Source organism: Dactylosporangium sp. NPDC005572 (genome assembly GCF_040605515.1).
GTDB lineage: Bacteria > Actinomycetota > Actinomycetes > Mycobacteriales > Micromonosporaceae > Dactylosporangium.
This window is the reverse complement of record NZ_JBEXCY010000020.1, coordinates 67,049-93,817: the sequence shown is the minus strand read 5'-3', so window position 1 is coordinate 93,817 and position 26,769 is coordinate 67,049. Positions and strand designations below refer to the sequence as shown.

Below are 26,769 nucleotides of genomic sequence, written 5' to 3'. Positions count from 1 at the left end.
CGCCCGACATTCAGACCCGTGACCACCTACCGCGAAGTCTGGCGGGTAGCCCCGTTCCGCGTCCTGTTCGGCGCCCGCACCCTGGCGATCGGCGCCGACACGCTGCGGATCGTCGCGCTGTCGCTGCTCGTGTACGCCGCCACCGAGTCGCCGGCGCTCGCCGCCCTGGCCTACGGCATCTCGTTCCTGCCGCAGCTCTTCGGCTCCGGGCTGCTCGGCGCGCTCGCGGACCGGCTGCCGCCGCGCCGGCTGATCGCGCTCGGGTACCTCGCCGAGGCCGGCGCCGCCGTCGCCCTCGCGCTGGTGCCGATGCCGGTGTGGGCCTGCCTGGCCCTGGTGGCCGCGGTCGCCTGCGTGACGCCGGTGTTCCACGGCGCGGCCAACCGGCTCATCGCCGACGTGCTGCCCGGCGACGCGTACGTGCTGGGGCGGTCGCTGTCGAACCTGGCCTCGTCGCTCGCCCAGCTCGCCGGCCTGGCCGGGGCCGGCATCGCGGTCGCCGCCCTCGGGGAGCGGGAGGCCATCCTGTGCGCGGCGGCGGGTCACCTGATCGCGGCGCTGTGGACCCGGCTGGGCCTGCCCGTGGTGGCGCCGCTGGCTCCGGTGAAGTCGCTGGTCACCGCCAGCATCAGGGGCAACCTCGCGCTGCTGCGCGACCCCGTCGTTCGGCGGCTCCTGCTCACCCAGTGGCTGCCCCCGGGGTTCATCACCGGCGCCGAGGCCCTCGTCGTGCCGTACGCCGCCGACCGTGGGCTCCCGGCCGGTTGGCTGCTCGCCGCGGTACCGGTCGGCATGATCATCGGAAACCTGGTCGTCGGGCGGATGGTGGCGCCGGCCACCCGGGAACGCCTGGTTCCCCTGCTCATCGTCGCCATGGGAGCGCCGCTGCTCGTCTTCCTCGCGGACCTGCCCTGGCCGGGCCTGGTCGCCGCACTCGTCGTCGTGGGCGGCGGGTTCGCGTTCGGGCTAGGCGTCCAGGCCGCGTTCCGCGACGCCCTGCCCGAAGGCGGCGGTGGCCAGGCGTTTGCCCTGCTCAGCACCGGCCTCATGACCGCGCAGGGGCTGCTGCCGGCCGTCGCCGGACTGCTCGCCGAGGCGCTGGCGCCGGGCGCGGTCATCGCTCTGCTGGGCCTTGCGACGCTGGCCACGGCGGCGGCCCCAGGGCTTGTACGTCGACAGGATCGTCGCCACCAGGAGCAGCGTGCTTGAGACGCTCGGCGCCATGATCATGTCGACCCGCTGCCGCTGCGGCATCGCCGCGCCGAGTGCGGCCGCGTCGGCCAGGTTCGGGTACAGCAGGAAGGTCACCAGCCCGACCATCACCGTGGTGATGACCAGCTTGACCAGCACCCACCACCACTTGACCAGACCCCACGGCGTGCCGACCGAGCTGACCACGCCGACGATCCACACCAGGTAGGTCAGCGGCACGAACAGCACGAGGCCGATGTACCCCATCGCCGGGTACACCACGCCGGCGTCGGCCAGGCCGGACAGCCCGCCGATGCCGAGCGCCAGCAGCACCAGGTCGACGCCGAGCCACCCGACGGACGTGACCACGTGGGCGGTGAGGACCGCCTTGCGCCATCGCGGAGTGAATCGCATGCTCCCCAGCGTCCCGGCGAACGGCCGGCCTGTCGTGCACGTCTCGCCGTAACCCCGCGTACGTCCCGTGACGTACGTTGGCCGGGTGAATCTGCGCGCCGCCACCGAAGCCGACGTCCCCGCCGTCCTAGCCTTCTGGAAACTCGCCGCCGAGGACACCAACCGCGTCGACGACACGGCCGCGGTCATCGCGCTGATCCGCCGCGACCCGGAGGCCCTCGTGCTCGCGGTCGACGGCGACGAGATCGTCGGCTCGCTCATCGCCGGGTTCGACGGCTGGCGCTGCCACCTCTACCGGTTCGCGGTCCACCCCGACCGGCGCCGCCAGGGCATCGGCAGGCTGCTGCTCGGCGCGGCCGAGGCGCGCTTCCGGTCGTTCGGCGCCCGGCGCGCCGACGCGATGGTGCTCGACGACAACACGCTCGCGCACCACGCCTGGTCCGGCGGCGGGTACCGGGCCCAGCCGGAGTGGCGCCGCTGGGTGAAAGGCCTCTGATCGCGAATTGGCCGTCGACCGCTGCTGCTTGATGCGGCAACGTCGGGATCATGGTCACGTTCGGTGCGATCCTCGGGGTCACGCTCGTCGCGTTGGGCATGGTGCTGACGCCCGGGCCCAACATGATGTACCTCGTCTCCCGGTCGATCTCGCAGGGCCGCCGGGCGGGGCTGGTCTCGCTGGGTGGGGTCGCGGTCGGCTTCCTCGTCTACCTGACGCTGGCGACGCTCGGCCTGTCCGTCGTCTTCGCCACGGTCCCCGGCCTGTACCTCGCGGTGAAGCTGGCCGGCGCCGGCTACCTCGCCTGGCTCGCCTGGCAGGCCGTCCGCCCCGGCGGCACCTCGGTGTTCGCCGCGGTCGAACTGCCGCCGGACTCGAACCGCAAACTGTTCACGATGGGCCTGGTCACCAACCTGCTGAACCCCAAGGCCGCGATCATGTACGCGTCGCTGATCCCGCAGTTCGTCGACGTGCGGGCCGGCCACCTGCTGGTGCAGGGGTTCGTGCTCGGCGGGGTGCAGATCGCGGTCAGCATGCTGGTGAACACGGTCATCGTGCTCGCCGCCGGCACCATCGCCGTGTTCCTCGCGAAGCGGCCCGCTTGGCTGCGGATCCAGCGGTACGTCACCGGGACGCTCTTAGGCCTGATCGCCGTGAAGCTGGCAACCGACAAGGCGCACCCCGTCGTGGTGTAGACATCTAGGAGTGACCGTCTCCGTCGACGATGAGCTGCGTGCGCTGGCACCGCAGGTGCTGGGCACGCTCATCCGCCGGTACGGCCGGTTCGACGCCTGCGAGGACGCGGTCCAGGAGGCGCTGCTCGCCGCCGCCCTGCAGTGGCCGGCGGAGGGCGTGCCGGCCAACCCGCGCGGCTGGCTGATCACGGTGGCGGTCCGCCGCCTGACCGACCAGTTCCGCAGCGACGACGCCCGCCGCCGTCGTGAGGTGGCCGTCTTCTCACTCGAGTCGCCGGACGTTCTTGTCTCTGAGAACGACGACACGCTCACGCTGTTCTTTCTGTGCTGCCACCCGTCCCTGTCCGAGGCGTCCCAGCTGGCCCTCACCCTGCGCGCGGTAGGCGGCCTCACCACGGCGGAGATCGCGGCCGCCTTCTTCGTCCCCGAGGCCACGATGGCCCAGCGGATCAGCCGCGCGAAGCAGAAAATCAAGCAGGCCGGCGCGCAGTTCGCCATGCCACCCCCGGAGGAGCAGGCGGCGCGCCTGCAGGTCGTGCTCCAGGTGTTGTACCTCATGTTCAACGAGGGCTACACGACAAGCTCAGGCACCGCGCTGCAACGCAGCGACCTCACGGCGGAGGCGATCCGCCTGACCCGCGAGGTACACCGCCTGCTCCCGACAGACGGCGAGGTGGCGGGCCTGCTGGCGTTGATGCTGCTGACCGACGCCCGCCGCCCGGCCCGGGCCCTCCCGAACGGCACCCTGGTCCCGCTGTCCGACCAGGACCGCACGCTGTGGGCCCGCCCGATGCTGGACGAGGGCGTGGCCCTGATCACTGCGACGCTCCCGAAGGGCCCACCGGGCCCGTACCAACTCCAGGCAGCGATAGCGGCGGTCCACGACGAGGCGCCACGCGCTTCCGAAACCGACTGGCTTCAGATCGTGGGCTTGTACCAGCTACTGGCGCGCGTGGCCCCGAACCCGATGGTGACCTTGAACCACGCCGTGGCGCTGTCGATGGTGAAGGGCCCGGAGGCGGCGCTGCACATGATCGCCCCTTTGGACGACGACGCAAGGATGGCCAAGCATCACCGCCTGGCGTCGGTGCGCGCCCACCTGCTGGAGCGCGCCGGCCGCCGCGAGGAGGCCAGGGAGTGGTACGCGCTGGCCGCCCGCCGCACGACCAGCCTCCCGGAGCAGCGCTACCTGGAGGGCAAGGCGGCAGCCCTGCGCTCTCCATGACCTTCGCCTCATTGACTGCTGTTTTTCGGGGCGATTGAAGGCGGGTGGTCGATGTGGCGGGAACTCCGTTGGAGCGGCTGTGTGCGCATCGCGGGGTCGCGGTACCGCCGGTCGGCCGGGTGCTCGACCTGGTGCCGGTGCTCGATATGCGGCCGGCTGACCTGCTCGCCATCGCCGGCGGCGAAATTCCGGCAGAGATCATGCCGGCCGCACCTGACGCGGTCGACATCATCGATTCGATGGTCTGGCGCGACGATCCGTCGATCGTGGAAGCCGAAGCGCTGCGAAACCACGCGCTGTCATTGCCTCGACCCGACCACCCGAGCGGCGTGACCGGCCTCCCGGCGCTGGAGTCCGTGACGTCCGGCGCGGTGTTCACCCGCCTGCTGGCGGTCCGAAACCTCAGCCGCAACGGCATGGCCTACACGACGGGTTCCTCGATCAGCACGGTGGCCAAGGCGATGGGCATCGGCATGCTGATCCCGCAGCGGCTGGAGCTGATGGCCGCCACACTGTGCCTGCGGCCCGACGACTTCGACGCGATCATGGTCCGCACCCCCAACGCCCCGCCGGCCGACGATTGGGTCCGGAACCGGGTGCCGGGACTGTGGGCCTTCGGCGAACTGCTCCTGGCCCTCGCCCCCCTGTCCCTCGACCAGATCAAAGCAGTGCAGACGTTCGCGCGCCGCCACCGCCACGTCGGAGCCTGAGCGCCTGTGACCGAGGTCAGGAACGTACTGCTGTGCGAGCCTCGAAACGGGCGAACCGTCGCCATCGACATCGGCTCGACGGTGAGTTGTACAATTTTTTGTACGCCCAGCCTGGGAGGCATGATGCGCACTGTCAGTTACTCAGAGGCACGCCAGAACCTGGCCAAGGTCCTCGACCACGTTGTGGACGACGCCGAGGAGGTCGTGGTGACCCGCTCCGGCCGCGAGGCGGCGGTCATCATCTCGCTGCGTGAGTACGAGTCGTTGAAGGAGACGGCGTACCTGATGGCCAGCCCGGCCAACGCCCGCCGGCTCAACGAGGCGGTCGAGGAGCTGCGCTCCGGCGGCGGCGAGCTACGCGACTTGATCGACCCCGACGCCAGCCCCGACCAGGGGTCGGCCGCGTGAAGCTCCAGTTCGCCAGTCGCGGCTGGGAGGATTACCTCAGCTGGCAGCAGGACCGCCAGATGCTCCGGCGGGTCAACAGCCTGATCGAGGACATCCGCCGCAACGGCCACCAGGGCATTGGCAAGCCCGAGCAGCTCCGTGGCAACTGGGCCGGATTCTGGTCGAGGCGCATCGACCAGGAACACCGCTTGGTCTACCGGATCGTCGATGACGTCGTCCAGATCGCGCAGTGCCGCTACCACTACGAATGACGTAACCAGCCCGCCAGCCCCTCCGCACACCGGAACCCAGAGGCCCTCGGCTGGAGGCCCAAGAGCTGCTCATCCGTCGAGCACCGCAAGGTCCGATGGCGAAGTCCGGGGTTCTTGGCCATGTCGGGCATCGGGTCGATGATGTCGCCGTGGGCCTGTCCCGACCTCATTTGGATTTCGACGTTGAGCGGCTCCTCACGGAGCTGTGCATCAAGCTCGGCTTTTGCCTCCCGTTGGACGAACGACGGCGGCTCTGTGCGTCTCCGCCAGCTGATGTCGACAGCTTTGCTGACGCGGTCTTCGAGGCCGAGGGAATGGCGGACATGGGCCGCACAGAGCTGCACCGTCAAGTGCGAACAGTCGGCGCGCCGCGTGCGCTCACCGGTGCCAGCACCACCACCATCACCGCGCCGGGTTCGGTCGCGAGGACCAACACGGTGGCGCTGATCGCCAACGTCACCGGGGTCAACCCGTCGAACGCGACGTATCTGACGGTGTGGCCGGCCGGGGCGCAGCGGCCGACGGCCAGCACGCTGAACCTGACGCCGCACGAGATTCGCTCCAACGCGTCGATCGTGCTGCTCAACGGCGGCAAGCAATTCAACGTGTACAACGCGGCATGGACCGTCGACCTCGTGATCGACGTTTCAGGAACACTCGAGCTCTACCCGTATCCCCTGCCACTCGCGACGGCCACGACATCGTCCGACGCACTGAGCACGAGGCGGGCGCCGACGCCAGGTGACCCCCTCGTGCGACCCCTGCACTGAATGAACCCGGAAGATGGGTAACGAACACTGAGCAAACGGCGGGCCCGGCTGGAGCTTCGAACCGGCCGGGCCCGTTCGGTACAACGGCTGGACACTGATTCAGACGGACCTTCTCCGTCCACATCGGACGTTTGGCCGTTGAGGCGTGACGTGAAGATCGGCTATGGTACGGCGCGTCGCCGCACGCCGAACGGGGAGCACCATGCGTCTGCCTCGCAAGTTGGCCGTCGTCATCGCAGCCGCGGGTCTCGCGGTCGTCCCGCTACCGACCGCGGCGGCCGGATCGGCCGCTCCGCATGATGCGGTCGCCGTCGACGCGGAAGGCACCTTCACCTCGGTCGACCCGGTCCGGCTGCTCGACACGCGAGACGGCGTCGGTGCACCGCGGGCGCCGCTCGGCGGCGGGCAGACACTGCATCTGCAGGCGACGGGCCGCGGTCCCGTGCCGGCGACCGGCGTCACCGCCGTCGTGCTCAACATGACCGTCGTCAACCCGACCTCGGCCAGCTACCTCACGGTGTTTCCCAGCGGGGTGGCCCGGCCCCTGGCGTCGAACCTCAACTTCCCGGCGAACTGGGTCGGCGCCAACGCCGTGACCGTACCGGTCGGGACGAACGGTCAGGTCGACATCTACAACCCCGCGGGCAACGTTCACGTGGTGGCGGACGTGATGGGCTATTACCACGGCAATGGCGTGGCACAGCCCGGTGCGACGGCCGGCGCGTTCTGGACGACCGAGCCGGAACGAGTGCTCGACACCCGCGAAGGACCGTACGGCCCGCTCAGCCGGTTCAGCTACCACCAGGTGCCGGTCACCTACGGCGCGGACGTCGACCCGCACATCACCGCACTCGCGGTCAACATCACCGCGGTCGATCCGACCCAGAGCGGATATCTCGTGGCGTGGAGCGGCGCCAACGCGTTGCCGCCCAACGCCTCGACGCTGAACTTCACCGCGCACTCCGTGGTGCCCAACTTCGCGATCGTCCCGACGAAGTGGTGCGACACGTGCGGCGGGTTCCCGATGATCGCGGTGGCGAACGCTTCCAGCGGCAGCACCCACGTCGTCGTCGACGTCTTCGGGTTCTACGACGACGGTCAGCTCGACGGCGGACTGCGCTTCCACCCGATGACTCCGACCCGGATCACCGACACCCGCGAGGGCCTCGGCGCGTCGACCTTCACCGGCAAGGGCACCGCCACGATCACCGCGCCGGCGCCGGTGGCGGGCGCCAACACGGCCGCGCTCGTGGCGAACGTGACCGGCGTGAACCCGTCGAACTCGACGTACTTCAGCCTGTGGGCCGACGGCTACGAGCAGCCGACGGTGAGCAACCTCAACCTGACGCCGCACGAGATCAGGTCGAACGCGGCCGTCATCCCGGTCGGCTCCGGCAATAAGTTCGCCGCGTTCAACGCCGCCTGGACCGTCGACATGGTGATCGACGTGGCCGGAACGTTCGAGCTCGCGCCCGGTGCGGCAGCGCCCGCCCGAAGCATCACCACGAAGACACGACTGGCCGCAACGCCACCGCTGCAGCTCATCAGATAGCTGGCGGCCCACCACCACGGGCGAAGGTTGCGGTACGTTACGGCAGTCCTTCAAGCGGTGACGGTAGGCGATCGGGGTGGCGGGAACTCCCCTGGAGCGGCTGTGCGCGCATCGCGGGGGTGCCGGCCCGGCCGCCGACCAGGTGCTCGACCTGGCGCCGGTGCTCGACATGCATCGACTGGTACCTGCTGATCGAGCCGGAGGCGCCATCCGCGGTCACGTTGCGGCTCCTGCGCCTGGAGCGCGAGCACTACGTCGAACACTCCGTCGCCCGCGCCGGTCAGACACCGACCTCGGACAGCCCGTTCCCGATCCGGCTCGATATCGATGCGTTGGCTGCGCGCCGCGCCTGATCGGCCCCGGCCCCGGAACGGGTGAGCCGGCGCCACCGGCGTCGGCTCTGACCTGCAACACGAGTGGGCCGCCAGGGACTCGAACCCTGAACCTACGGAGTCGGGGCAGTACGGTTTGGTGAAGCCGGATTCGTTGCTACGTACGGGTTTCCACTTCGGCACGGTCCGGCTCGGTGGGGTCCGTTGCTGTACTTTGCTGCTGTACTTTCGAGGGCCGCCGCGTCTCGTAGACTTCCGCGATGCTCGTGCGGTGCGTCAGGATCATCAGCCCGTTCGGAGAGCCGGTGGAGACCTACCCGGGCGTCACCGTCGGGGCGGTCTATCCGGTACTGGAGATCGCGTATCTCACCGATGTCTACTACGTGCGGATCGTCGATGACGAAAGCGACGGTCCCGGTTCGCTGTGGAGTCCGGAGATGTTCGAGACAGTCGACGGCCATCTTCCAACCTGTTGGTCATCGGCTATGGCAGCTGATGGTTCGCTGCGCCTGGCGCCGAGTAAGTGGCTGCGGCCAGGCTTCTGGACGGACTGTTTAGATCGCGACCCTGTAGCGCTGGCCGACTATGCGGAAGGCAAGGCTGCCGTCTTAGCTGACGCAGCGACACCGTAAACGGGAGCACGGCTCGGATCGTCAGCCCCTGAAGCCCTCCGTACACCCGTCGGCCACCCTCGGGGAGCGGGCCGGCGCCGGGGGTGCCAGGCTCGCCGCAGGCGACCCGCGCAGCGGGCTCGGCCTGGCGGCCCCGGTGGCGGTCTGCTCCCCGAGGGTGGCCGGCGGGATCCCGGAGGGCGGCCCCTCCGGGACCCTGAGGACCGCCGGAGGCTTCGTCCTTGTCGACTCGGACCTGGCAGGGAGCGAAGCGACCGGTGTCCGACGGGAGCAACGGCAGTAGTTCGACGAAACCCTGGCAAGAGCCAGGAAGACCGCCTGCGGCCGTGAGGTGACCGGGTCTTCTCGAAACGCACCCGGCGCAGGCCGTGCGCTGCCTTCCGGCCGTGCGGGGTTACGGCGCCGGCGCGAAGCGACCGGCGCCGCCGCACGCCGAGCCGGTGACTGACCTGCACATCTGGTGGGCCGCCAGGGACTCGAACCCTGAACCTACGGATTAAAAGTCCGCAGCTCTGCCATTGAGCTAGCAGCCCGCGCCAACAGGGTACCCGCGCGGCGGCTCTCGTTCCACGCGATACTCACAGCGCGGCGTTTTCGCTGGTCAGGCCATGAGGGCGGCCAGGCCGTCCAGTAGGCGTTGCAGGCCGAACTCCATCAGTAGGTCCAGGTCGAACGTCGGGTCCGTGGCCAGGAAGCGGGACATCTGCGGGAGGCGGCCCGTCGCCAGCACCGCGGCGAAGCGCTCCGACTGCGCCTCCATCCACTGTGTGTCGGTCATTCCCGACTCCTGCTCCGCCTGGGCCTCCGCCTCCAGGTTGACCGCCGTGCCGCGAACGTGGTTGGCCAGCATCACCGCCGCCGCGAACTGCGTCGACGGGGCCAGGCCGTGGCCGTCCAGGGCGCGCATCGTCCACTCCGTGTGGGCCATCGCGTGCGGGGCCAGCAGCGGGCGTGTGAAGGACACCGCCTGGGCCAGCCACGGCTGCTGGCGGTACATCCGCCATTGCAACCGGGCCAGCGCCTCCACGCATACCCGCCAGCCGTGCACGGCCGGGTCCAGGGACGGCGGCGGGTGGGCGGCCATCACCCGGTCCATCATCAGCAGGACCAGCTCCTCCTTGTCGGCCACGTGGCGGTACAGCGACATCGTCGGCATCCCCAGCTCGCCCGCCAGCCGGCGCATCGAGACGGCCGGCAGGCCCTCCGCGTTGGCGATCATGATGGCCGTGCGGACCACCAGGTCGCGGTCCGGGGTGTCCGGAACAGCCGCCCGGGGGCGGGCCACCGTCGTGCCTCGGCCGGGAGTGGTCTGTACCAGGCCCTGCTCGCGCAGGTGGGTGATGACCTTCGTCGCCGTGGCCATCGCGACGCCGTACTCGGCCATGAGCCGGCGCGTCGACGGCACCGCGGCGCCCGGTGGAAGTGCGCCCGACGCGATCTGGGCGGCGATCTCCCCGGCGATCCGGCGGTACACGGGAAGCTCCATAGTGCACTAGTGCACCGCACCGCAGTGCACTAGTCAAATGCGGGGGTCAGCAATACCGACGACGGAGGTAGTGCGCTCGTACGGTGTACGAAACGGATACCGGGAGGACGCAATGGCCGACGCAGTCCGATTGGAAGAGCTGCGCAAGACGTACGGCACCACCAGGGCGCTCGACGGGGTGTCGGCGACCTTCGCCGACGGGACCTTCACGGCGATCATGGGGCCGTCGGGCTCGGGCAAGAGCACGCTGCTGCAGTGCGCCGCGGGGCTCGACCGGCCCACCAGCGGAAGGGTGTTCATCGGGGGTACCGAGCTGAGCGCGAGCAACGACACCGCCATGACGAAGTTCCGCCGGCAGCGCGTCGGCTTCGTCTTCCAGGAGTACAACCTCCTCCCCTCACTCACCGTGGAACAGAACGTGGTCCTGCCGCTGCGGCTGGCCGGGCGCCGGGCTGACCGCAGGAGGAGCCGTGAGCTCCTCAAGAGCCTTGGGCTCGACAACCACCGCGACCGCCGCCCGGACCAGCTGTCCGGCGGGCAGCGGCAGCGGGCCGCCGTGGCCCGGGCGCTGCTCACCGAGCCGGCAGTGATCTTCGCCGACGAGCCCACCGGCGCGCTCGACCTGCGCAGCGCCCGTGAGGTTCTCGAGCTGCTGCGCGCCGTGGTCCGCGAGCACGGCCGCACCGTCGTCATGGTCACCCACGACCCGGTGGCGGCCTCGTACGCCGGCGAAGTGCTCTTCCTCGCGGACGGGCGCCTGGCCGGGTCGCTCAGGGCGCCCACGGCGGAGGCGGTCGCGGAGCGGCTGGCGCACCTCGGCGAGCTGACGGGAGCGGCGGCATGATCGGCGTCGCGCTGCGCAACCTGCGGCACCGGCCGGGCGGCTTCATCGCCACCTTCCTGTCCGCGTTCCTGGGGGCGACCCTGCTCATGGGGTTCGCGTCGCTCATCGACACCGCCGCCGGTACCGACGCGGACAGCGCCGAGTCGCTGGTCACCACGGCCGGCGTCGGCGGGGGCTGGTGCCTGGTCATCGTGGTGTTCGCGGTGACCTCGACGCTGAGCCTGTCGGTGCGGCAGCGGGCCGGGCAGATCACCGCACTGCACCGGATCGGCGCCACCCCCGCGCAGCTCCGCCGGATGATCCTGGGCGAAGCCGCTGCGGTCTCGCTGATCGCTGCGGCGGCCGCGGTACCACTGGGGCTCGTCATCGGCCGGGTCCTGCTGAACCTCCTGCAGAACACCGGCCAGGTCGCCGAGTCGGCGGAGTTTGCCTTCGGCGGTGCCGCGATCAACGTCGGCTTCGGCGTCACGCTCGTCGGTTCGCTGGTCGCGGCGGTGGCGGCGTCCCGGCGGACCGCACCGAAGACCCAGCGGCCGCGGCTGCGGCGCGGCGCCGCGGTGCTGTTCCTGGCGGCCGGCGCGAGCTGCGCGACGCTCACGGCGACCGTCATGGACGGCAAGGGCGTCGACGCCATGCAGACCGCCGGGCAGGCCGGCATCTGGGCGTCGCTCGGCCTGGCGCTGCTCGCCCCGGAGCTGCTGCGGCTGGTGACCGCGGTGCTCGGCCCGGCGCTGCGCGGGGTGGCCGGCGAGCTGGCGGTGCTCGCGGTACGGACGCGGATCCGGCAGCTCGCGAGTGCGGTGATGCCGGTGCTGCTGTTCACCGGGGTCGCGACCGGCACGGTGTACATGCAGGCGATCGAGGACAAGGCGGCCGAGGGGCAGGTCCAGCCGGACTACGCCCAGGACGTGCAGACCCTCAACTACGTGGTCGTCGGCATGATGACGCTGTTCGTCGCGATCATGCTGGTCAACACCCTGATCGCGGCGACCGCGAGCCGACGCCGGGAGTTCGCCCAGCACCGGCTGGCCGGGGCGACCCGCGGCCAGCTCGTCGCGATGGTCGCGATGGAGGGGCTGCTGGTGACCGTGACCGGCGTGCTGGGCGGGTCGCTCGCCTCGCTCGTCACGATCGTGCCGTTCGGCGCGGCGCGGGCGGACCGGCTGTGGCCGGAGGCGACCCCGGCGGCGTACGCGGTGGTCGTGGCCACGGCGATCGCACTCACGGCGGCGGCCATGATCGGCACCACCCGGAGAAGCACACGTGGGCCGGCCACAACGGCATGAGACAGAGGCGCCCGGTTCCCCGGGCGCCTCTGCTGGTTCACAGCTTCGCGCACTGACCCGTCGCCGGGCCGCGCACGGTGTTCTTCACACCGTTGTTGACCGGCGCCGGGTCGTTGCCGACGCAGGACAGCGGGCCGTTCACCGTGTTGCCGGCGACGACGACCGACTTGCCGCCGGTGTTGGCCAGCACGGTCAGCGGGCCGGACACCGTCGTGCCGTCCAGCTTGACCGTCTTGTTGCCGCTGATCGTCACCGGGCCGCTGATGCGGGCCTGGCTGATCGTCACGTCGCCGGTCGCGCCCGTCACCGTCACCGGACCGGAGATCGTGGTGCCGGAGATGGTGACCTGGGCCGCGCCGAGCGCCGTGACCGGGCCGGCGATGCTGCCGCCGGTCGCCACGAGCGAGGCGCCGGCCGCGACGGTCACCGGGCCGGCGACGGTCGCGTTGGCGAGGCAGGTGATGCCCGAGGTGACCGTCAGCGGGCCCGCGTAGCGGCCGGTGATGACCCGGGCGCACTTGGGGACGCTGATGCCGACCACGATCGGGTTGTGGTCGCTCGCGCGGTACGGGTTCGGTGCGTAGAACGCCGGGTGGCCGTCGTACTCGAACGCGAACGACTCGTGCGAGTTGATCTGCCAGACGTCGACGCCCGTGACGCGGGCGGCGAGCGACGGGCTGGCCACCGCGTGGTCCAGCGAACCGGACTCACCGCCGAAGACGTAGGTCGCCTTGCCGGTGGTGTTCAGGTCCTTGAACGACGCGTCGTACAGGACCTGCATCGGGTCCTCGTGCGTGTAGGCGTTGAAGTCGCCGAGCAGCAGGACGTCGTCGCTGCCGCTCTCGGCCTTCAGCCCGTTGACGAACCCGACCAGCGACTGGGCCTGGCGCACCCGGTCGCCGTTGAACGCGCCCTGGCCGTCACCCTTGTCGGCGTTGTCGCCGACGGCCGCGTCCGAGGTGCTCTTGGACTTGAGGTGGTTGGCCACGACCGTGAACGTGAGCAGGCCGGCCTTGAAGGTCTGCGCAATCGGCTCGCGGGCGTTGAACCACACCGTCTCGTCGTTGAGCGCCTTCGACTCGCCGACCGGGGTGACCTTGGCCGGCTTGAAGATGATCGCCGTGGTGATGAAGTCCTGCTGCGCGGCGGGCGGGAGCGCCGCCGGGTAGCGGACGTAGTCCCAGGTGCCCGCGCCGGCGGCCGCGTTCAGCGCGCCGACCAGGCGCTTGAGCGCCTGCTGCGGGTCGTCGGGGTTGAAGCGGATCGAGTTCTCGATCTCCTCCAGGGCGACCACGTCGGCGCCGAGCGAGTTGATCGCGGCGACGATCTTGGCCTCCTGCTTGGCCAGGCCCGCCTCGTCGTCCGCGCCGCGGGCGTCGCCGCCGAAGTGCACGAAGTAGTTGAGGACGTTGAAGCTGGCCAGCTTCAGGTCGCCGCCGACGGGCTGCGGCCCGGCGGTGCGCGGGTTGGTCACCTTGAACGAGGTCCGGGCGGCCGGCGGGGTGTCCGCGTCGATCGGGACCGTCGGCTGCAGGCGCCACTCGTTGAAGCCGTAGGACAGCACGCTCGGGCCGAACGCCTCGACCGAGTCGCCGACGCGCAGCGGGTTGGTCGGCGAGAAGTACGGCGGCAGCAGGCCGGCCGACGACAGGTTCGTCGTCCTGCCGTCGTCGACCAGCAGCCGGCGCAGCTTGTTGTCGGCCGCGACCTGCAGAGCCTCCGGGGTGCCCGGGCGGGCCAGGTCGGTCGCGATCGGCAGGGCCTTGTCACCGGCGGCCAGGACGACCTCGCCGTACCGGTTGGTGTTGTACACCTCGGAGACGGTGTACTGGCCGATCGGCGCGACCAGCATCGACTCGACCGACTCGCGCCCGGCCTCGTCGAGCGGGAGGCTCAGCGGGGCCGGTGCCGGCAGGGCCACGCCCTGCGCGCAGACCTGGACGTCGCTCTTGGCGCCGATGGTCAGCTCGGTCAGGCCGTTGAACTCGCTCGGGGTACCGCCGACTTTCACGCGGTCACCGAGCGCCACCGACGGGTGGAGCGCGGTGTTGCCGGTCAGGTAGACGAAGATGCCGTCCGACGCCTTGCCGGCGGCCGGTGCCTGGCCACCGGTGCCCTCCGTCTGGATGACGATGCCGTTGTACCCGCCGGTCCGGTGGTCGGCGGTCACGATGCCCTCGACCACGACGCGGGTGCCGGCGAGCGGGGTGGCCGCGCCGGTGCCCTGGACCTCGGCGATCGTGCGGTTGACGACGAGCGAGTCGCAGCCCGTCGGCTCCGGCTCCGGGTCCGTGCCGCCGGTGTTCCGGACGCCGAACGAGCTGGTCGCCGGCTCCTTCCAGACGCCATCGATCTTCTGCAGGCTGAGCCCCACGGCCGTGGCGGTGCCCTCGGCGACGCCGATGTCGGTCCCGGTCAGGCCGTTGGCCGGCCCGCCCACCGCGGCGAAGGTGCCCTCGTAGGTGATGAACTCCGCAACGGTGCCGTCTGCGCGAACGAGCGCGATCCCGTCGGGCGAACCGTTCTGGATCCCGTCGACGGGGTAGGTCGCGACCACCACGCCGGCCGCCGGCACGAGGCCGGAGAGGGTGCGGGTGTTGTACGCCGCGCCGCCGTTGCCGTTGTAGAGGACGATCTGCCAGCCGGTCAGGTCGAATCCGACGGGCGCCTCGATCTCGATGCTCTCACCGGAATCGGTGCCAGCATTGTCGTAGTGGATTTCGCTGATGAACGGGGTGTCCGCGGCGAATGCGGTGGTTTGCGTGGTTAACGCCCCCACACCGCCCACGACCAGCACGCCTAGCGCGCTGACAATCCTTCGGCGTATCAAGCTGAGCCTCCGTAAAGGAAGAGCAGGACCGCCGGAGCATATGGGAAAACAATGACCTTGGATGAACGGCTGGCTAACGCTCCGGCGCTGCTCCGGTGCGCCCGTCGAAGGCCGCGATCGCATCGGTGAAAGCGTGGACAAAGACCGCGTCGCCGGACGCGGCGAGGCTGCTCCGCCCGGATTGGTACGTCGCGGGCCCTTTGTGCCGCCATCGTTCGACGCCTGTCCCGGAGTCTCGAGCGACGACGTCGCCGTTGTCGACCTGGTACAGCGACCCGCCGGCCGCGACCAGGGCACCCGGCATCCTCGTCGAGCTCCACACGACGCGGCCGTCGCGAGCGGCGAGCCCGGCCCGGTTGATGTGCGTCGACCCGTTGCTGCCGCCGTTGCCGGCGATCACCAGGTCGCCCGCCACCAGCACCGGTCGGTCCTCCGCATCGACGTCGCGGTACCACCACAAGAGCTCACCGTCCGACAGCCGGAAGACGGAGGCCCTGCCCCGTGTCGCCAGCAGTGGGAGGTAGCGGCGCCACACCGACCGCCGGACACCGGACCCCGGCGGTGGATCGGCAGGGTACGCCGACACCGGTTGGGCCGACTTGTACACCACCAGGTCACCGTGGACGACCGGCGGATCGGGCCGCCAGATGCTGCCCCAGAGGCCCAGCTCCCGCTCCCAGCGCACCTCCCCCGAGGCCGTGTCGAGCGCGATGAGCCGCTGCTGCTGCGCGGCCGGCGGGTGCAGCACGACACAGGTCGTCCCGGGCCCGATCGCCACGGACGCGCCGTCCTCGCCGTAGTGGCCCGCCGGCAGGCAGGCCCACCGCTGCACGCCGTCGGCCGCGCCGAAGAGCCGGGCGCCGAACCGGTCGGCGACCGCGACCAGCCCGTGCTCGGCCGCGACGTGCGTGATCGCGTTCCGCTGCCAGCGTGGCGTGTCAGGCACCTCCACCGACCAGGCGCGCTCGCCGGTGCCGGCGCGCAGCGCGTCGAGGCGCCGGCCGTCCGCCTGGACCAGCACCAGGCCCGCGTGGACGACCGGCGCGAGCTTCGGCTGGGCGGCCAGCTCGTGGTGCCAGCGGGGCTCGCCGGTGATGGCGAGGAAGGCATGCAGGGTGTACCGCCGGTTGCGCTCGGCGACGACGAAGACCCCGCCACCGCCGGCCGCCACGTCGCCCGCGACCGTGCCGGGGACCGGGGTCCGCCAGGGACGGAAGCGGTCGATCCGGGTGAGCATCGGGTCGCCGGCGACGAAGTGGGCACCGGGAGCGACCGCCACCTCGGCGACCTCGGCGTCGTAGCCGGAGCGGAGCTGCCAGAGCGAGCCGTCGGCCGGGCGCACCAGGGCCACCGGATCGCCTTCCGTCACGGTCGTGCCCGGCGTGATGAGCAGCTCAACCAGCGTGGCGCCGCCGTCGGGCAGGGGCCAGCGCATGGCCGGGTCATCCGTCCGGCGCGGCAGCGAGGTCAGCGCGCGGTCGGCCGCGCCGGCCGCGAACCGGGCGGCGCCGCGGACCACGGCGAGGTCCGGGTCGGCCGAGCGGCGAGCCGCGCCGAACTCGCCGGTCACGGTCTCGAAGATCAGTGGCATCCGGCTGCTGGCCCCGGTGACGAGGACCGCCGTAATCGGTGGCGCGCCGACGAGCAGCTCGCGGCTCAGCTTGAGCGTGCGCCGGAGGATCGGCATCGCGAGGGCGGCGAAGTCGGCACGGGTCAGGGTGACCTCGGCGCCGGTCAGGACGAACACCTCCTCGGCCACCTCCGCCGCCGAGAGCTGGTGCTTCATGGCCCGGGCCAGCTCGGCCAGCTCGACCTGGGCCCGGCGCGCGGCGAGGGTGGTGGCCGCAGCCGGCTCGATGCCGCCCTGCTCGCGCAGCCACCCGACGACCGCGGCGTCGAGGTCGCGGCCGCCGCAGTCGTCCAGCGCCGCGTGGCCGAGCAGCTCGTGACCGCCGTCGGTGACGCGCACGAGGGCGGTGTCGAAGGTGCCGCCGCCGAGGTCGTACACGAGCACCACGTCACCGGGCGCGAACGGCGCGCCCGCCGGGTCGGACAGGGCCGCCGCGACCGGCTCCGAAAGCAGCTCGGCCGGGGTGAGCCCGGCCCGTCGCGCGGCGTCCAGCAGCACCGACCGGCGCGGGTCGCCCGCGGTGTAGCCGGCCGGGATCGTCAGCACCGCCCGCGTCACGGGCCTGCCGTGGACCCGCTCGGCCTCCTCGCGCAGTGCCGTCAGCGTCACCGCCACCAGGTCGACGACGGCGAAGGCGCGCTCGCCCAGGACCACCAGCGCGTCCTCGCCGAGGTCCCGCTTGAGCTCGGCGCGGTAGCAGGCCGGGCGCAGGCGCTTCTTGCGCTCGGCCAGGGTGCCGACGACCAGGCGCTCACCGTCGAGGAAGACGCTCGACGGCCACGACCACGCGCCCGTCGCGGGCTCCTTCAGCAGCGTGACGGCGTCGGCCTGGACCAGGGCCGCGGACGTGGACGAGGTGCCGAAGTCGACGGCGAGGATGGGCTCCCGCATGCAATACAGGATCGGGCGAGGGACGGAAAAGTTCCTCAGGTGATCCGGTAGCTCTCGCCGACCTCCTCGCGGAGCCCTTCCGGGTCACCTCGGCGGCGACGCTCGGCACGCTCCAGCGATGGCCGGACGGGTCGATGGCCCGGCCGGCCCGCGGGCCGTGCTGAGCGGCGACCGGGCGCTCGATCGCCGCGTCGGCGTGGGGTCACGCCGGCTCGTTTCGGGCGGTTCCGTGTAGCCGGTCAGCCGCATCCCACCACGGTTCCTCACCCGGCCCCAGTATGTCGGCCAGCCGCGGCTCCGCCGATGCCGTCCGCGACGTCAGCGCCGGCGGGCGGGCCGCCGGTTCGGACCGGTCCAGCAGGCCGGGCGGCATCGCCGGAGAAAAACGGAAAAAAAGGCGCCCGGGTGAACCCGGGCGCCTTTCCTACTGCTTGATCACCACGGCGCGGGGGCCGGGGGGACGACGACCGGCGGGCGGTCGTCGCAGGTGATGGTGTTCGGCAGCTCCCACGGGGCGAGCCACGGGCCCGTGGTGCCGCCGCCGTCGTTGCCGCCCAGGTCGGTCAGGGAGAACTCCGAGCCGGCCGGGGTGAAGTGGAACGTACCGCAGTTGTTGACGCCGACGGCGCCGACGTTGCGGGCGTCCACGTTCTCGAACGTCGCCGAACCCGCGGCGCGGGCGCTGACCACCGAGGTGCCCGTACCGTCGACCCGAACGTCCTTGAAGTGCACGTTCGTGATCGAGTACAGGTCCTTCACCGGCCAGTCGGCGACGAACATGATCGCGTTGTAGGTGTTGTCGAGGAAGTGGTCGCCGACGACCTGGACGTTCGCGTCGAGGTTCTTCTCCAGTGCGAACAGCCAGAGCGCGCCCAGGCCGATGTTCCAGTTGAGCTCGTAGGTGCCGGCCCGGACCGTGGTGTTGTTGGTGATGTTGATCGTGCCGCTGAACGGCTCGGCGCCGAAGCGGGTGCCGAGGTGCAGGGCGCTGCCCTCGCGGATCGGGTCGGCCACCAGGTTGTTCGAGACCGTGATGTCCTTGCCGCCGTAGATGGCGATGCCGTTGGCCAGCGTCGGGGTCTGGATCGTGTTGTGGTCGAACGTGTTGTTCGCGTTGACCGTCTTCTCCGACCACATCGCCAGCGTGTCGTCACCGGTGTTGCGCCAGAAGCTGTTCTTGACGCTGGAGTTGGTGACGCCGGTGTGGAAGTTCAGGCCGTCCGCGATCTGGTCGACGACCGTCACGTTCTTCACGTGGGTGTTGGTCATCGGGCCGTCGAACCACAGGCCGACCTTGGTGTGCTGGATGTAGAGCCCGTCGATGGTGGAGTTGCTCATCGCGCCGCCGACGCCGTTGACCTGGTCGGTGTCGATGCGCTCGCGCACGTCACCGATGATCGAGAAGCCGGACAGGTGGACGTTGTTGCTGCCGCCGTCCTTGGCGTACTTGCCGTAGAACCCGACGCCGGTGTGGATCGAGAGGTCCGGCGCCGGCTCGGAGAGCGCGACTTCCTTGCCCTTGATGATGGTGTACCAGTTGCCGGCGCCCTCGACCGTCACGTTGTCGACGACGATGTGGCGGTTGACCTGGTACGTGCCCGGCGGGATGTACACCTTCAGCCGGAACGCCTTCGCGAACGCGATCGCCATGTCGAACGCGTCGGACGACTCGCGCCGCCCGGTCGGGTCGGCGCCGAAGAACAGCACGTTCGCCGCGAGCAGGTTGACCTTCGGCGCGCCGACCAGCTCGGAGTCGAGCAGGTCGATGACCGTCCAGGCGGCGTTGCTCTTGTTCGGCACCTGCAGCTTGACCTTGTCGCCGGCCTTGTACGTCTTGCCGAGCAGCAGCCGCTGCTCGTCGTAGAAGTGGAAGGGCCGGAACGGCTTGGTGATCTGCGGCGTCGGCGTGGTGGCCGCCGGCACGCAGCCGCACTCGGTGATCCACCAGTCCGGGTGCAGCAGGTCGGCGTTGGGGTCGTTGGTGAACGGGTACTGGTTGTAGAGCCAGGAGTACTGCGAGGTCAGCGTCATGGTCTTGGTCTGACCGCCGTTGACCGACACGGTGAGCGGCGCGGTGATGCCGCCACCGTTCGGTGCGTCCGGGATGCTGTACCGCACCGTGATCGCGTTGGCGGCCTTGGGCAGCGTGAACTCCACCCACTGACCGGGCGTGAGCTTGACCGCGCTGCGGCCGGACGCCTCCGCGGGCAGGGTGTAGGCGGTGCGGTCCGGGCCGATGACGACGCCGTTGGTCTTGGCGTTCTCGGCTTCCTGTTCGACGAAGTCCACGCTCGCCCCCCGCCCGGCGACGAGCGCCGGGTCGAGCGCGGCCCGCGTCACCGCCGTAGCGGACGGCGCGGCGTGAGCGGCGGTGCCACCGGCGACAAGGACGCCGAGGCCAACGGCGGCCGCGGTCGCCGCAGCGGACCACCGTGATGGTGCTCCAGTGATGCTCCGTGACATCGTGACTCGTTTCTCTCGGGACGGCGGACGCCGAGACGCATCGAGTTGGCGGAACGTCAGAACGTCGTGCGGGGTGTCAGACGCTCGAGGCTTGGGCGGACGCCATGAGGTGAGGTGACAGTAGGACCGCCACACGGCTTTGCACAAGGTCCCGCCAATTAATTGCGGCTCTTACCCGATTTCTTGCAACGCATCCTCAACAGTCCAGCGAGGGGTCCCCCGCGACGACGATTACGTTCCGACGTTCGTTCGATTACCATGAGCGTCTTTCAGACGTGGGCAGACGTCGCTGGAGGGCCTCGTGAGCGGTTCGGAGCGAAGCGGAGAGGCCGCTCACCATAGGTGGAGTGAGGGCGAGCGCCGGCGGAGCGAAGCGGAGGCGGCGTGAAAGGGCAGCAGAGGTTAAGGCTTGCGGATTTACGCGGGGTTTTCGAGGCGCCGCCGGGGCGGGCGGAGAGCGTCGGCCTGGAGGTCGAGGTCGGGCTGGTCGACCGCGGCAGCCGCCGCAACGCGACGTACGGGCAGGCGACCGCGCTGTTCGACGACGTCGCCCGGACCTACGGCGGCAGCCTGTTGACGGAGGGCGCCCAGACGATCGGCGTCGAGCTCGCCGAGGGCGCGCAGTTCACGCTCGAGACCGGCGGGGCGCTGGAGTACTCGTCGCCGCCGTTCCCGACGGTCGCCGAAGCCGTCGCCGACGTGCGCGCGCACCTCCAGCTCGCCGCCGGGCTGGCCGACCGGCACGGGATCGCATTGCTCAGCGGCGGGATCGTGCCGTTCACGGCGGCCGACGGCATCGCCTGGAACCCGAAGCCGCGCGTGCAGGTGATGCGCGACTACTTCGGCCGCCTCGGGCCGGACGGCGCTTACGCCGACGAGGTCATGGGGCTGGTGCTGTCCGCGCAGACCTCGCTGGACTACACCGACTCGGTGGACCTGATGGACAAGCTGCGCCTGCTCGTGCGGGCGTCGCCGGTCGTCGCGGCGCTGTTCGTCGACTCGCCGGTCGCCGGTGGTGCGCCGACCGGTGTCATGTCGCGGCGCATGCAGTACTGGCGACACTTCGACCCGCGCCGCTGCGGCGTGCTCGCCGTCGCGCTCGACGCCGGCGCCGGGATCGACGACCTGGTCGACTGGGCGGCGCGCCTGCCCATGATCTACCGCCTCGTCGGTGGGTCGCACGTCGCCGCCGCGCCGATCCCGTTCCGGGAGGCGGTCGAGCGCGGCTTCGGCGATGGCACGTACCCGACGTCCGCCGACTGGGAGCTGCACCTGAGCCAGGTCTGGCCGCACGTGCGGGTCCGCCGGACGCTGGAGCTGCGCCTGGCGGACGCGCCGCCGTGGCCGTGGTTCGGCGCCGGCGCCGCGCTGTGGACCGGGCTCGCCTACGACCCGGCCGCCCGGCGCGCCGCCGACGACCTGCTGTCCGGCCTGACCGCGGCCGACCTCGACCGGGCCAGCGCCGAGATCGCCGTCAAGGGGCTGTCCGCGACAATCGGCCCGCACCTGGTCCAGGACCTGGCCCGCGACCTGCTCCGGCTGGCCCGGCAGGGGCTGTCGGCGCGGGTCATCGCCGGGCTGGAGGAGCCGGAGACGCTGACGCTGCTGGAGCCGGTCGAGGAGGTCTGCACGACGATGCGCTCGTTCGCCGACCGTGCGCTCGACTCGTGGGAGCACGGCAAGGACCACTTCCTCGCGGAGTTCAGCATCCCGGCGGCTTCGTAAAGGGGACGCAACCTTTCCGGCGGCTGTGGTGTCCTTCGGGCATGCCGAGCTGGGAAGCGCCGCCGTCCTTCGCCGAGTACGTGCGGGACCGGCACCGCGAGCTGCTGCGCTTCGCGTATCTGCTCAGCGGTGACGAGCAGCTCGCGGCCGACCTGGTGCAGGACGCGCTGGAGCGCACCGGCATGGCCTGGAAGCGGGTGCAGCGCACCGACGAGCCCGGCGTCTACGTGCGGCGGATCATCGTCAACCAGTACCTCAACCGCCGCCGGGCCCTGCGCCGCGAGCGGCTGACCGACCGGGTGCCCGAGGTCGTCCACGTCGACCCCGAGCCGGCCGACCACGGGCTCTGGCAGGCCATTCGGGCATTGCCCCGGCAACAGCGGACGGTGCTTGTCCTGCGGTACTACGACGACCTGTCGGAGGCGCAGGCCGCCGCGGTGCTCGGCTGCTCCGTCGGCACCGTCAAGAGCAACACCTCACGCGCGCTGCAGAAGCTGCGCGACAGCATGCGGATGGAGGCGGCGGCCGATGGACATTGAGCAGCTCGTGCGCCGGGAGCTCGCCGACGGCCGGCATTCGCCGGAGGGCTGGGCCGAGCCGGTGCAGCGCGTGCAGGCGGGGGTCCGCCGCCGGCGGCACCGGCGGTACACCATCATCCTCAGCGCGACCGCGGTCGTCATCGTGCTCGTGGGCGCCGCCCTGCTCCGGCCGGCGACCATGGACGCGCCACCGGCGCAGACGGTCTTCGAGTGGGTCGCCGAGCCGGCCGCGCTGCCCGAGCTCGACCGCCGCGACCCGCGGCCCGACGCGAAGCCCTGCACCGACGACGCCCTCGGCAACGAGGCCTGGCACGAGCAGACCGGCGACACCTTCACCGTCCTGATCGCCAACAACCGCATCGAACGGTGCACGCTCGCCGGCCCGTCCTCGATCGTCGCCACGGAGATCGCCACCGGCGCCCGGGTCACGCTGACCGGCACCCTGCCGCTCCGGCACGGCTTCGACCAGGCACCCGCCACGATCGACCCCGGCGAGCCCGCACGGATCGACGTCGAGGTCCAGCCGTGCGCCGCGCCGCGGTACCAGCACCCGCGGATCATCGCCGGCGGCCGCGAGGTGCCGGTCGACCTGGCGCCGGGGTGCGGCTACGCGGCGAGCCCGTGGTACGTCCAGGCGCCGCTCATCAACGCGCCCTTGACGGTCACCATGTCGGCGCCGGGAACGGTGCGCCGCGGTACGGCGCTCGTCTATGACGTCACCGTGCGCAACGCGTTCCCCCGCGCGTTCAGCCTCCAGCCCTGCCCTGCCTACCAGCAGACGATCGCGGGCCTCAAGACGACGTACCGGCTCAACTGCGCGGCGAAGAGCGTCCCCCGCCACAGCGCACTGACCTTCCGGATGCGCTTCGAGGTGCCCGCGACGGCCCCGCTCGGCCCCACCGTGCTGACGTGGATGGCCGTGGCCGCCGACGGGCGGGTCGCGATCGCCAACCTATCGAACGGTGGCGTGCCGATCGAGATCACCGAATGAGTCGCCGTGCCAGTCGAGGACCCGGCCGAAGCGGCTGAGCTCGCCGTACAGCGCCGGGTCGAACGGTAGGACGGCGTCGAGGAGCCGGCCGGCCGCCTTCGCCGGTGACTGGGCCCGCGAGAAGTCCGCGAACCACGGACGGGACAGGGGGGTGTCGACCAGGCCCGGGCAGACCGCGGCGACCAGCGTCTCCGTGGCCAGGTCGGCGCGGCGACGCCCGGCGGCGACCGCCCGTACCGCGGCCACCTGCGCCACCTTCGACGGCACGTTGATCCATCGGGGCCACCCCTGCTGCGCTGCGGTGCCGTCGTGGATCGCGCGGCGCCAGCCCTCGACGGCGCGCTCGACGTCGTCCAGCGTGACGCCGTCGTCGAACAGCGGGCGCAGCCGCGGGTCGAGCCCGCCGAGCGTGCCGAGGCTGCTCGCCACCACGATCAGCCGGCCACCCGGCCGCAGGATCGGGCCGAACTCGCGCAGGATCGCCTGGGCGCCGCCGTTGGCGACCGCGATGAACTCGTCGGCCTGCTCCTCCTGGGTGCGGTCCGGGGTGAGCATGGCGCTCGCGTTGGAGAACACGAGGTCGACCTGGCCGAGCTCCTCGGCCAGGGCGCTGACCGCGGTCGCGTCGGTGACGTCGAGGACCCGGGCCTCTTTCCCGATGCTTTTCGCCGCCATTTCCACGCGCTCCCGGTTGCGCCCCGTGACCAGGACCCGGTCGTCCGGCCGCAACCGGGCGGCCAGCTCGGCCGCGAGCGCGAACCCGAGCCCCTGGTTGGCTCCTGTGATCAAGGCAGTCGTCATGCTCCCGACGCTAGGTTTCCCCGGGCATGCGGGCCACGAAAGTACGGCACACCTGGTATGCGTATCCGTCATGGACTTCTCGCTGGTCGCGCTGCGGGTGTTCCGCGAGGTCGCCGAGCGCGGCACGTTCACGGCGGCGGCCACCGCGCTGGGCTACACGCAGTCGGCCGTCTCGCGGCAGATCGCCGGCCTGGAGCGGACCGCCGGCACCGCGCTGCTGGAGCGCCGGCGCGACGGCGTGCGGCTCACCCCCGCGGGCGAGATCGTGCTCCGGCGCGCCGCGGTCGTCCTCGACGAGCTCGCCGCGACGGCGCGCGAGCTGGCCGGCCGCCCGGCGGACGCGGGTGCGGTCCGGCTCGGCTGGTTCACGAGTGCGGGGGCTTCTCTGGTACCCCGGGCGGTCGCCGACCTGCGCCGCACGCACCCCGGCGTCGCCGTGACCACCCGCGAGGGCAGCACGACGTCGCTCGTCCGCGCGCTGCGGGCCGGGACCGTCGACCTGGCGGTGCTGGCGGCCGCCCCGCCGTACCGCCCGCTGGACGCCGGCTCGCCGCCCCTGGCCGTGACGGTGCTCGCCGAACGCACCCTCCGCGTCGCCGTGCCCATCTCCTCACCCCTGGCCGCGGGCGACGCGATCGACCTCGACGACCTGCGCGGCCAGCGCTGGATCGCCGGCCCGCCGGCCCGCGACGAGCAGCTCATGGGCGTGTGGCCGGGCCTGGGCGAGCGCGCGGAGATCGCGCACACCGCGCGGGACTGGCTGGCCAAGCTGTCCCTGGTCGCGGCGGGTGCGGGCATCACGACGGTGCCCCTCTCGCTGGCCCCGCTGGCCCCCGCCGGGGTGCGGGTGCTGCCGGTGCGCGGCGGGCCGGACGAGCGGCGCCGGGTGCTGCTGGCCCACCTGCCGGGCCCGCTGTCGCCGCCGGCCCGGCTGCTCGCCGCGGCCCTGCGCGAAGCGGCGACCTGAACGCCAGACGAACCTTCGCTCGCACCGATGCCCTCCGGCCAAGATCGGCTCTAGCATCGCTGCCGTGGAGGAGCCGGAGGAGGTGTTCGACCAGGAGTGGGTCGAGGCCGCGAAGCGCCGCGAGGACGACATGCGGCGGCACGTGTCGCCGACGCCGGCGCACGCCCCGGCGCCGTGGCGCACCTGGACCCCACCCGCTCCGGCGCGCCCGCCCGTGCGGCGCCAGGTGCCGCGCTGGTCCCCGACCGCCTCGATCCTGATCGGCGTCACGACGGTGCTGGGGATGCTGCTGGCGCTGGTCATGTGCGGGTTCGCGGCGGGCGCGCTGCGGACGACCTCCCGCGACGACCGCACTGCCGCCCCGCCTGCGTTCGTCCCATCCCCGGCGGCCGCTCCGGCTTCCGCTGCTCCGCCGCCTGCTTCGGTCCCGGCTTCGGTCCCGGCTTCGGCACTGCCCCGGAAGCTGCCGTGGACGGCGTCGACGACCCTTCCGGCGGGCGAGAATGCGTACCAACCGGAGGTCTTCGCCCGCCTCGTCGTCGGCTCCTGCCTGGCCGAGACCCACGACCTGCACAGCGCGGCCCTGGTCCCGTGCTCGGGCCCGCACACCGATGAGGTCACCCGGGTCGACAGCCTGACCACCCAGTTCTCGACCCTCCCGACCCTGGACCAGGTCGACGCCCTCAACGACCAGCGCTGCCCGCCAGCCGCGAACGCCTGGCTGGGCGGCGCCGATCCGCAGTACACCTCGGGCTATTTATGGTGGTTCGAGAACGGCGACCCCGGCGAGGTGGTGCGCAGCTTCGTCTGCACCGTCACCCGAACCGGCCACCAGCCCTTCACGGGCACCCTCCGCCACGCCGTCGCCTGACCCCCGCCATCGACGTTCGGTCCAATAGCCGACCGACACGAGCCCGAGTGAAAAGTCCGCTCGTCGGCAGCGGCCGCGGCGTTGTAATGTTGCGCCCACGAGCGGACTCTTCACAGCGGTCGTCGAGCGACCGGGCAGACACGGGGAGCAGGCATGGGACGTGGACGAGCCAAAGCCAAGCAGGCCAGGATCGCCCGGGAGCTGAAGTACTTCAGCCCGCCAACCGACCTCACCGCCCTCCAGCACGAGCTCGCCGGATCGCCCCGGCCGCACGTGCAGGAGCAGCCAGTGGATGAGCAGGAGCAGCCGGCCGAGCGGTGACCTGGCCGAAAGTGGCACTCGCCCTGCCGTTTTGTCGACACCCATAACTTGCGATGGTCATCTACCGTGGCTGCCTATGAGGCGATCGACCGCGGTACCCCTGAGCCGCAGTTACCTCGCGTTGGCATCATTGGCGGCGAGTGCCGGGCTGACCGCCGCGTGCGGCAGCAGCGATCGGCGGGTGTACTGCGGCGACCGCAACGGCGTGATCGTCGAGGACAGCCGCTGCGACGGGCGTGACGGCTACTTCTTCTACTCGGGCTCCTACCCGCGCGGGATGAAGCCGGGCCAGAAGCTCAAGGGCGGCACCCGCATCGCGTACAACGACTCGGCCGGCCGCACGGCCGCCGGGCTGCCGGCCACCGGCAAGGTCAGCAACGGCCACGTGGTGTCCGGCGGGTTCGGCAGCGGCGGGAGCAGCAGCAAGTCCGGCAAGTCGGGCGGCTGA

The 26,769-nt window shown here is 71.5% G+C and carries 25 protein-coding genes and 1 tRNA gene; 20 read left to right on the top strand and 6 right to left on the bottom strand.

Translation table 11 applies throughout. The features are described 5' to 3' along the window. The first annotated feature begins 18 nt into the window (after nucleotides 1–18). The 11 genes from ABZS66_RS13485 to ABZS66_RS13435 all read left to right on the top strand — a co-directional run bounded on the left by ABZS66_RS13485 (nucleotide 19) and on the right by ABZS66_RS13435 (nucleotide 8,676). Nucleotides 19–1,209: an MFS transporter gene (locus tag ABZS66_RS13485; RefSeq protein WP_354757399.1), complete on the top strand. Its 1,191-nt coding sequence runs from the start codon at nucleotides 19–21 to the stop codon at nucleotides 1,207–1,209. A gap of 481 nt (nucleotides 1,210–1,690) precedes the next feature. Further along, nucleotides 1,691–2,101 carry a GNAT family N-acetyltransferase gene (locus ABZS66_RS13480; protein ID WP_354757398.1) on the top strand — a complete coding sequence of 137 codons (411 nt, stop codon included), beginning with the start codon at nucleotides 1,691–1,693 and terminating at the stop codon, nucleotides 2,099–2,101. A 50-nt stretch (nucleotides 2,102–2,151) separates the two neighbouring features. Then, on the top strand, nucleotides 2,152–2,796 hold the full coding sequence (locus ABZS66_RS13475) for a LysE family translocator (protein WP_354757397.1): 645 nt from the start codon (nucleotides 2,152–2,154) through the stop codon (nucleotides 2,794–2,796). Between the two features lie 10 nt (nucleotides 2,797–2,806). Beyond that, nucleotides 2,807–4,021 (top strand): DUF6596 domain-containing protein, encoded by a 1,215-nt coding sequence (locus ABZS66_RS13470; protein ID WP_354757396.1) that lies wholly within the window; start codon nucleotides 2,807–2,809, stop codon nucleotides 4,019–4,021. A gap of 119 nt (nucleotides 4,022–4,140) precedes the next feature. Next, nucleotides 4,141–4,731, top strand: a complete 591-nt coding sequence (locus ABZS66_RS13465) for a hypothetical protein (RefSeq protein ID WP_354757395.1) — start codon at nucleotides 4,141–4,143, stop codon at nucleotides 4,729–4,731. A gap of 123 nt (nucleotides 4,732–4,854) precedes the next feature. Then, nucleotides 4,855–5,139 (top strand): type II toxin-antitoxin system prevent-host-death family antitoxin, encoded by a 285-nt coding sequence (locus ABZS66_RS13460; RefSeq protein ID WP_354757411.1) that lies wholly within the window; start codon nucleotides 4,855–4,857, stop codon nucleotides 5,137–5,139. Next, on the top strand, nucleotides 5,136–5,390 hold the full coding sequence (locus ABZS66_RS13455; protein ID WP_354757394.1) for a Txe/YoeB family addiction module toxin: 255 nt from the start codon (nucleotides 5,136–5,138) through the stop codon (nucleotides 5,388–5,390). The genes ABZS66_RS13460 and ABZS66_RS13455 overlap by 4 nt, the downstream gene beginning before the upstream one ends. A gap of 95 nt (nucleotides 5,391–5,485) precedes the next feature. Beyond that, on the top strand, nucleotides 5,486–6,160 hold the full coding sequence (locus tag ABZS66_RS13450) for a hypothetical protein (RefSeq protein ID WP_354757393.1): 675 nt from the start codon (nucleotides 5,486–5,488) through the stop codon (nucleotides 6,158–6,160). A gap of 202 nt (nucleotides 6,161–6,362) precedes the next feature. Continuing rightward, nucleotides 6,363–7,712 (top strand): hypothetical protein, encoded by a 1,350-nt coding sequence (locus ABZS66_RS13445; RefSeq protein ID WP_354757392.1) that lies wholly within the window; start codon nucleotides 6,363–6,365, stop codon nucleotides 7,710–7,712. A gap of 119 nt (nucleotides 7,713–7,831) precedes the next feature. After that, a complete protein-coding gene (locus ABZS66_RS13440) occupies nucleotides 7,832–8,065 on the top strand; it encodes a hypothetical protein (RefSeq protein WP_354757391.1) in 234 nt (77 codons plus the stop codon). 239 nt (nucleotides 8,066–8,304) lie between these two features. Then, a complete protein-coding gene (locus tag ABZS66_RS13435) occupies nucleotides 8,305–8,676 on the top strand; it encodes a hypothetical protein (protein ID WP_354757390.1) in 372 nt (123 codons plus the stop codon). Nucleotides 8,677–9,134: 458 nt separating this feature from the next. Here ABZS66_RS13435 and ABZS66_RS13430 read toward each other — a convergent pair. Both ABZS66_RS13430 and ABZS66_RS13425 read right to left on the bottom strand, forming a co-directional pair. Then, nucleotides 9,135–9,209: transfer RNA gene (locus ABZS66_RS13430), tRNA-Lys, on the bottom strand. Between the two features lie 68 nt (nucleotides 9,210–9,277). Continuing rightward, the gene (locus tag ABZS66_RS13425; protein ID WP_354757389.1) at nucleotides 9,278–10,162 is read right to left on the bottom strand and encodes a TetR/AcrR family transcriptional regulator C-terminal domain-containing protein; all 885 of its coding nucleotides are present in this window, start codon (nucleotides 10,160–10,162) and stop codon (nucleotides 9,278–9,280) included. Nucleotides 10,163–10,274: 112 nt separating this feature from the next. Between ABZS66_RS13425 and ABZS66_RS13420 the strand changes: the two genes are divergently transcribed. Further along, on the top strand, nucleotides 10,275–11,006 hold the full coding sequence (locus tag ABZS66_RS13420; RefSeq protein WP_354757388.1) for an ABC transporter ATP-binding protein: 732 nt from the start codon (nucleotides 10,275–10,277) through the stop codon (nucleotides 11,004–11,006). Further along, a complete protein-coding gene (locus tag ABZS66_RS13415) occupies nucleotides 11,003–12,292 on the top strand; it encodes an FtsX-like permease family protein (RefSeq protein WP_354757387.1) in 1,290 nt (429 codons plus the stop codon). Before ABZS66_RS13420 ends, ABZS66_RS13415 begins: the two co-directional genes overlap by 4 nt. Nucleotides 12,293–12,329: 37 nt before the next feature. Here the strand turns inward: ABZS66_RS13415 and ABZS66_RS13410 are convergent, their stop codons facing one another. The 3 genes from ABZS66_RS13410 to ABZS66_RS13400 form a co-directional block, all read right to left on the bottom strand. After that, a complete protein-coding gene (locus ABZS66_RS13410) occupies nucleotides 12,330–15,071 on the bottom strand; it encodes an ExeM/NucH family extracellular endonuclease (protein ID WP_354757386.1) in 2,742 nt (913 codons plus the stop codon). A gap of 124 nt (nucleotides 15,072–15,195) precedes the next feature. Further along, a complete protein-coding gene (locus ABZS66_RS13405) occupies nucleotides 15,196–17,643 on the bottom strand; it encodes an Hsp70 family protein (protein WP_354757385.1) in 2,448 nt (815 codons plus the stop codon). Nucleotides 17,644–18,078: 435 nt separating this feature from the next. Beyond that, nucleotides 18,079–20,106 carry a glycosyl hydrolase family 28-related protein gene (locus tag ABZS66_RS13400; protein ID WP_354757384.1) on the bottom strand — a complete coding sequence of 676 codons (2,028 nt, stop codon included), beginning with the start codon at nucleotides 20,104–20,106 and terminating at the stop codon, nucleotides 18,079–18,081. Between the two features lie 384 nt (nucleotides 20,107–20,490). On the opposite strand from ABZS66_RS13400, the gene ABZS66_RS13395 reads away from it, so the two are divergent. From ABZS66_RS13395 to ABZS66_RS13385, 3 genes are read left to right on the top strand one after another with little or no spacing between them, the layout of a single operon-like run. Next, the gene (locus ABZS66_RS13395; protein ID WP_354757383.1) at nucleotides 20,491–21,831 is read left to right on the top strand and encodes a glutamate-cysteine ligase family protein; all 1,341 of its coding nucleotides are present in this window, start codon (nucleotides 20,491–20,493) and stop codon (nucleotides 21,829–21,831) included. Nucleotides 21,832–21,872: 41 nt separating this feature from the next. Then, entirely contained in the window at nucleotides 21,873–22,370 is a 498-nt protein-coding gene (locus ABZS66_RS13390; RefSeq protein ID WP_354757382.1) for a SigE family RNA polymerase sigma factor, read from the top strand. Then, nucleotides 22,360–23,361, top strand: coding sequence for a hypothetical protein (locus ABZS66_RS13385; protein WP_354757381.1), 1,002 nt, complete (start codon nucleotides 22,360–22,362; stop codon nucleotides 23,359–23,361). Before ABZS66_RS13390 ends, ABZS66_RS13385 begins: the two co-directional genes overlap by 11 nt. Here the strand turns inward: ABZS66_RS13385 and ABZS66_RS13380 are convergent. Continuing rightward, nucleotides 23,323–24,162, bottom strand: a complete 840-nt coding sequence (locus ABZS66_RS13380) for an SDR family NAD(P)-dependent oxidoreductase (RefSeq protein WP_354757380.1) — start codon at nucleotides 24,160–24,162, stop codon at nucleotides 23,323–23,325. The two genes, ABZS66_RS13385 and ABZS66_RS13380, sit on opposite strands and share 39 nt — an antisense overlap. Nucleotides 24,163–24,232: 70 nt before the next feature. On the opposite strand from ABZS66_RS13380, the gene ABZS66_RS13375 reads away from it, so the two are divergent. The 4 genes from ABZS66_RS13375 to ABZS66_RS13360 all read left to right on the top strand — a co-directional run bounded on the left by ABZS66_RS13375 (nucleotide 24,233) and on the right by ABZS66_RS13360 (nucleotide 26,769). Beyond that, nucleotides 24,233–25,129 (top strand): LysR family transcriptional regulator, encoded by an 897-nt coding sequence (locus ABZS66_RS13375; RefSeq protein ID WP_354757379.1) that lies wholly within the window; start codon nucleotides 24,233–24,235, stop codon nucleotides 25,127–25,129. 64 nt (nucleotides 25,130–25,193) lie between these two features. Further along, nucleotides 25,194–26,000, top strand: a complete 807-nt coding sequence (locus ABZS66_RS13370) for a septum formation family protein (protein WP_354757378.1) — start codon at nucleotides 25,194–25,196, stop codon at nucleotides 25,998–26,000. Nucleotides 26,001–26,153: 153 nt separating this feature from the next. Then, nucleotides 26,154–26,321 carry a DUF3073 domain-containing protein gene (locus ABZS66_RS13365; RefSeq protein WP_354757377.1) on the top strand — a complete coding sequence of 56 codons (168 nt, stop codon included), beginning with the start codon at nucleotides 26,154–26,156 and terminating at the stop codon, nucleotides 26,319–26,321. Between the two features lie 76 nt (nucleotides 26,322–26,397). Next, nucleotides 26,398–26,769, top strand: a complete 372-nt coding sequence (locus ABZS66_RS13360; RefSeq protein ID WP_354757376.1) for a hypothetical protein — start codon at nucleotides 26,398–26,400, stop codon at nucleotides 26,767–26,769.

Coding starts and splice junctions, on each gene's coding strand:
- ABZS66_RS13375 (WP_354757379.1), top strand. CDS start 24,233: ATGGACTTCTCGCTGGTCGCGCTGCGGGTGTTCCGCGAGGTCGCCGAG.
- ABZS66_RS13360 (WP_354757376.1), top strand. CDS start 26,398: ATGAGGCGATCGACCGCGGTACCCCTGAGCCGCAGTTACCTCGCGTTG.
- ABZS66_RS13445 (WP_354757392.1), top strand. CDS start 6,363: ATGCGTCTGCCTCGCAAGTTGGCCGTCGTCATCGCAGCCGCGGGTCTC.
- ABZS66_RS13380 (WP_354757380.1), bottom strand. CDS start 24,162: ATGACGACTGCCTTGATCACAGGAGCCAACCAGGGGCTCGGGTTCGCG.
- ABZS66_RS13390 (WP_354757382.1), top strand. CDS start 21,873: ATGCCGAGCTGGGAAGCGCCGCCGTCCTTCGCCGAGTACGTGCGGGAC.
- ABZS66_RS13365 (WP_354757377.1), top strand. CDS start 26,154: ATGGGACGTGGACGAGCCAAAGCCAAGCAGGCCAGGATCGCCCGGGAG.
- ABZS66_RS13405 (WP_354757385.1), bottom strand. CDS start 17,643: ATGCGGGAGCCCATCCTCGCCGTCGACTTCGGCACCTCGTCCACGTCC.
- ABZS66_RS13425 (WP_354757389.1), bottom strand. CDS start 10,162: ATGGAGCTTCCCGTGTACCGCCGGATCGCCGGGGAGATCGCCGCCCAG.
- ABZS66_RS13460 (WP_354757411.1), top strand. CDS start 4,855: ATGCGCACTGTCAGTTACTCAGAGGCACGCCAGAACCTGGCCAAGGTC.
- ABZS66_RS13385 (WP_354757381.1), top strand. CDS start 22,360: ATGGACATTGAGCAGCTCGTGCGCCGGGAGCTCGCCGACGGCCGGCAT.
- ABZS66_RS13475 (WP_354757397.1), top strand. CDS start 2,152: ATGGTCACGTTCGGTGCGATCCTCGGGGTCACGCTCGTCGCGTTGGGC.
- ABZS66_RS13400 (WP_354757384.1), bottom strand. CDS start 20,106: ATGTCACGGAGCATCACTGGAGCACCATCACGGTGGTCCGCTGCGGCG.
- ABZS66_RS13435 (WP_354757390.1), top strand. CDS start 8,305: ATGCTCGTGCGGTGCGTCAGGATCATCAGCCCGTTCGGAGAGCCGGTG.
- ABZS66_RS13450 (WP_354757393.1), top strand. CDS start 5,486: ATGGCGAAGTCCGGGGTTCTTGGCCATGTCGGGCATCGGGTCGATGAT.
- ABZS66_RS13415 (WP_354757387.1), top strand. CDS start 11,003: ATGATCGGCGTCGCGCTGCGCAACCTGCGGCACCGGCCGGGCGGCTTC.
- ABZS66_RS13420 (WP_354757388.1), top strand. CDS start 10,275: ATGGCCGACGCAGTCCGATTGGAAGAGCTGCGCAAGACGTACGGCACC.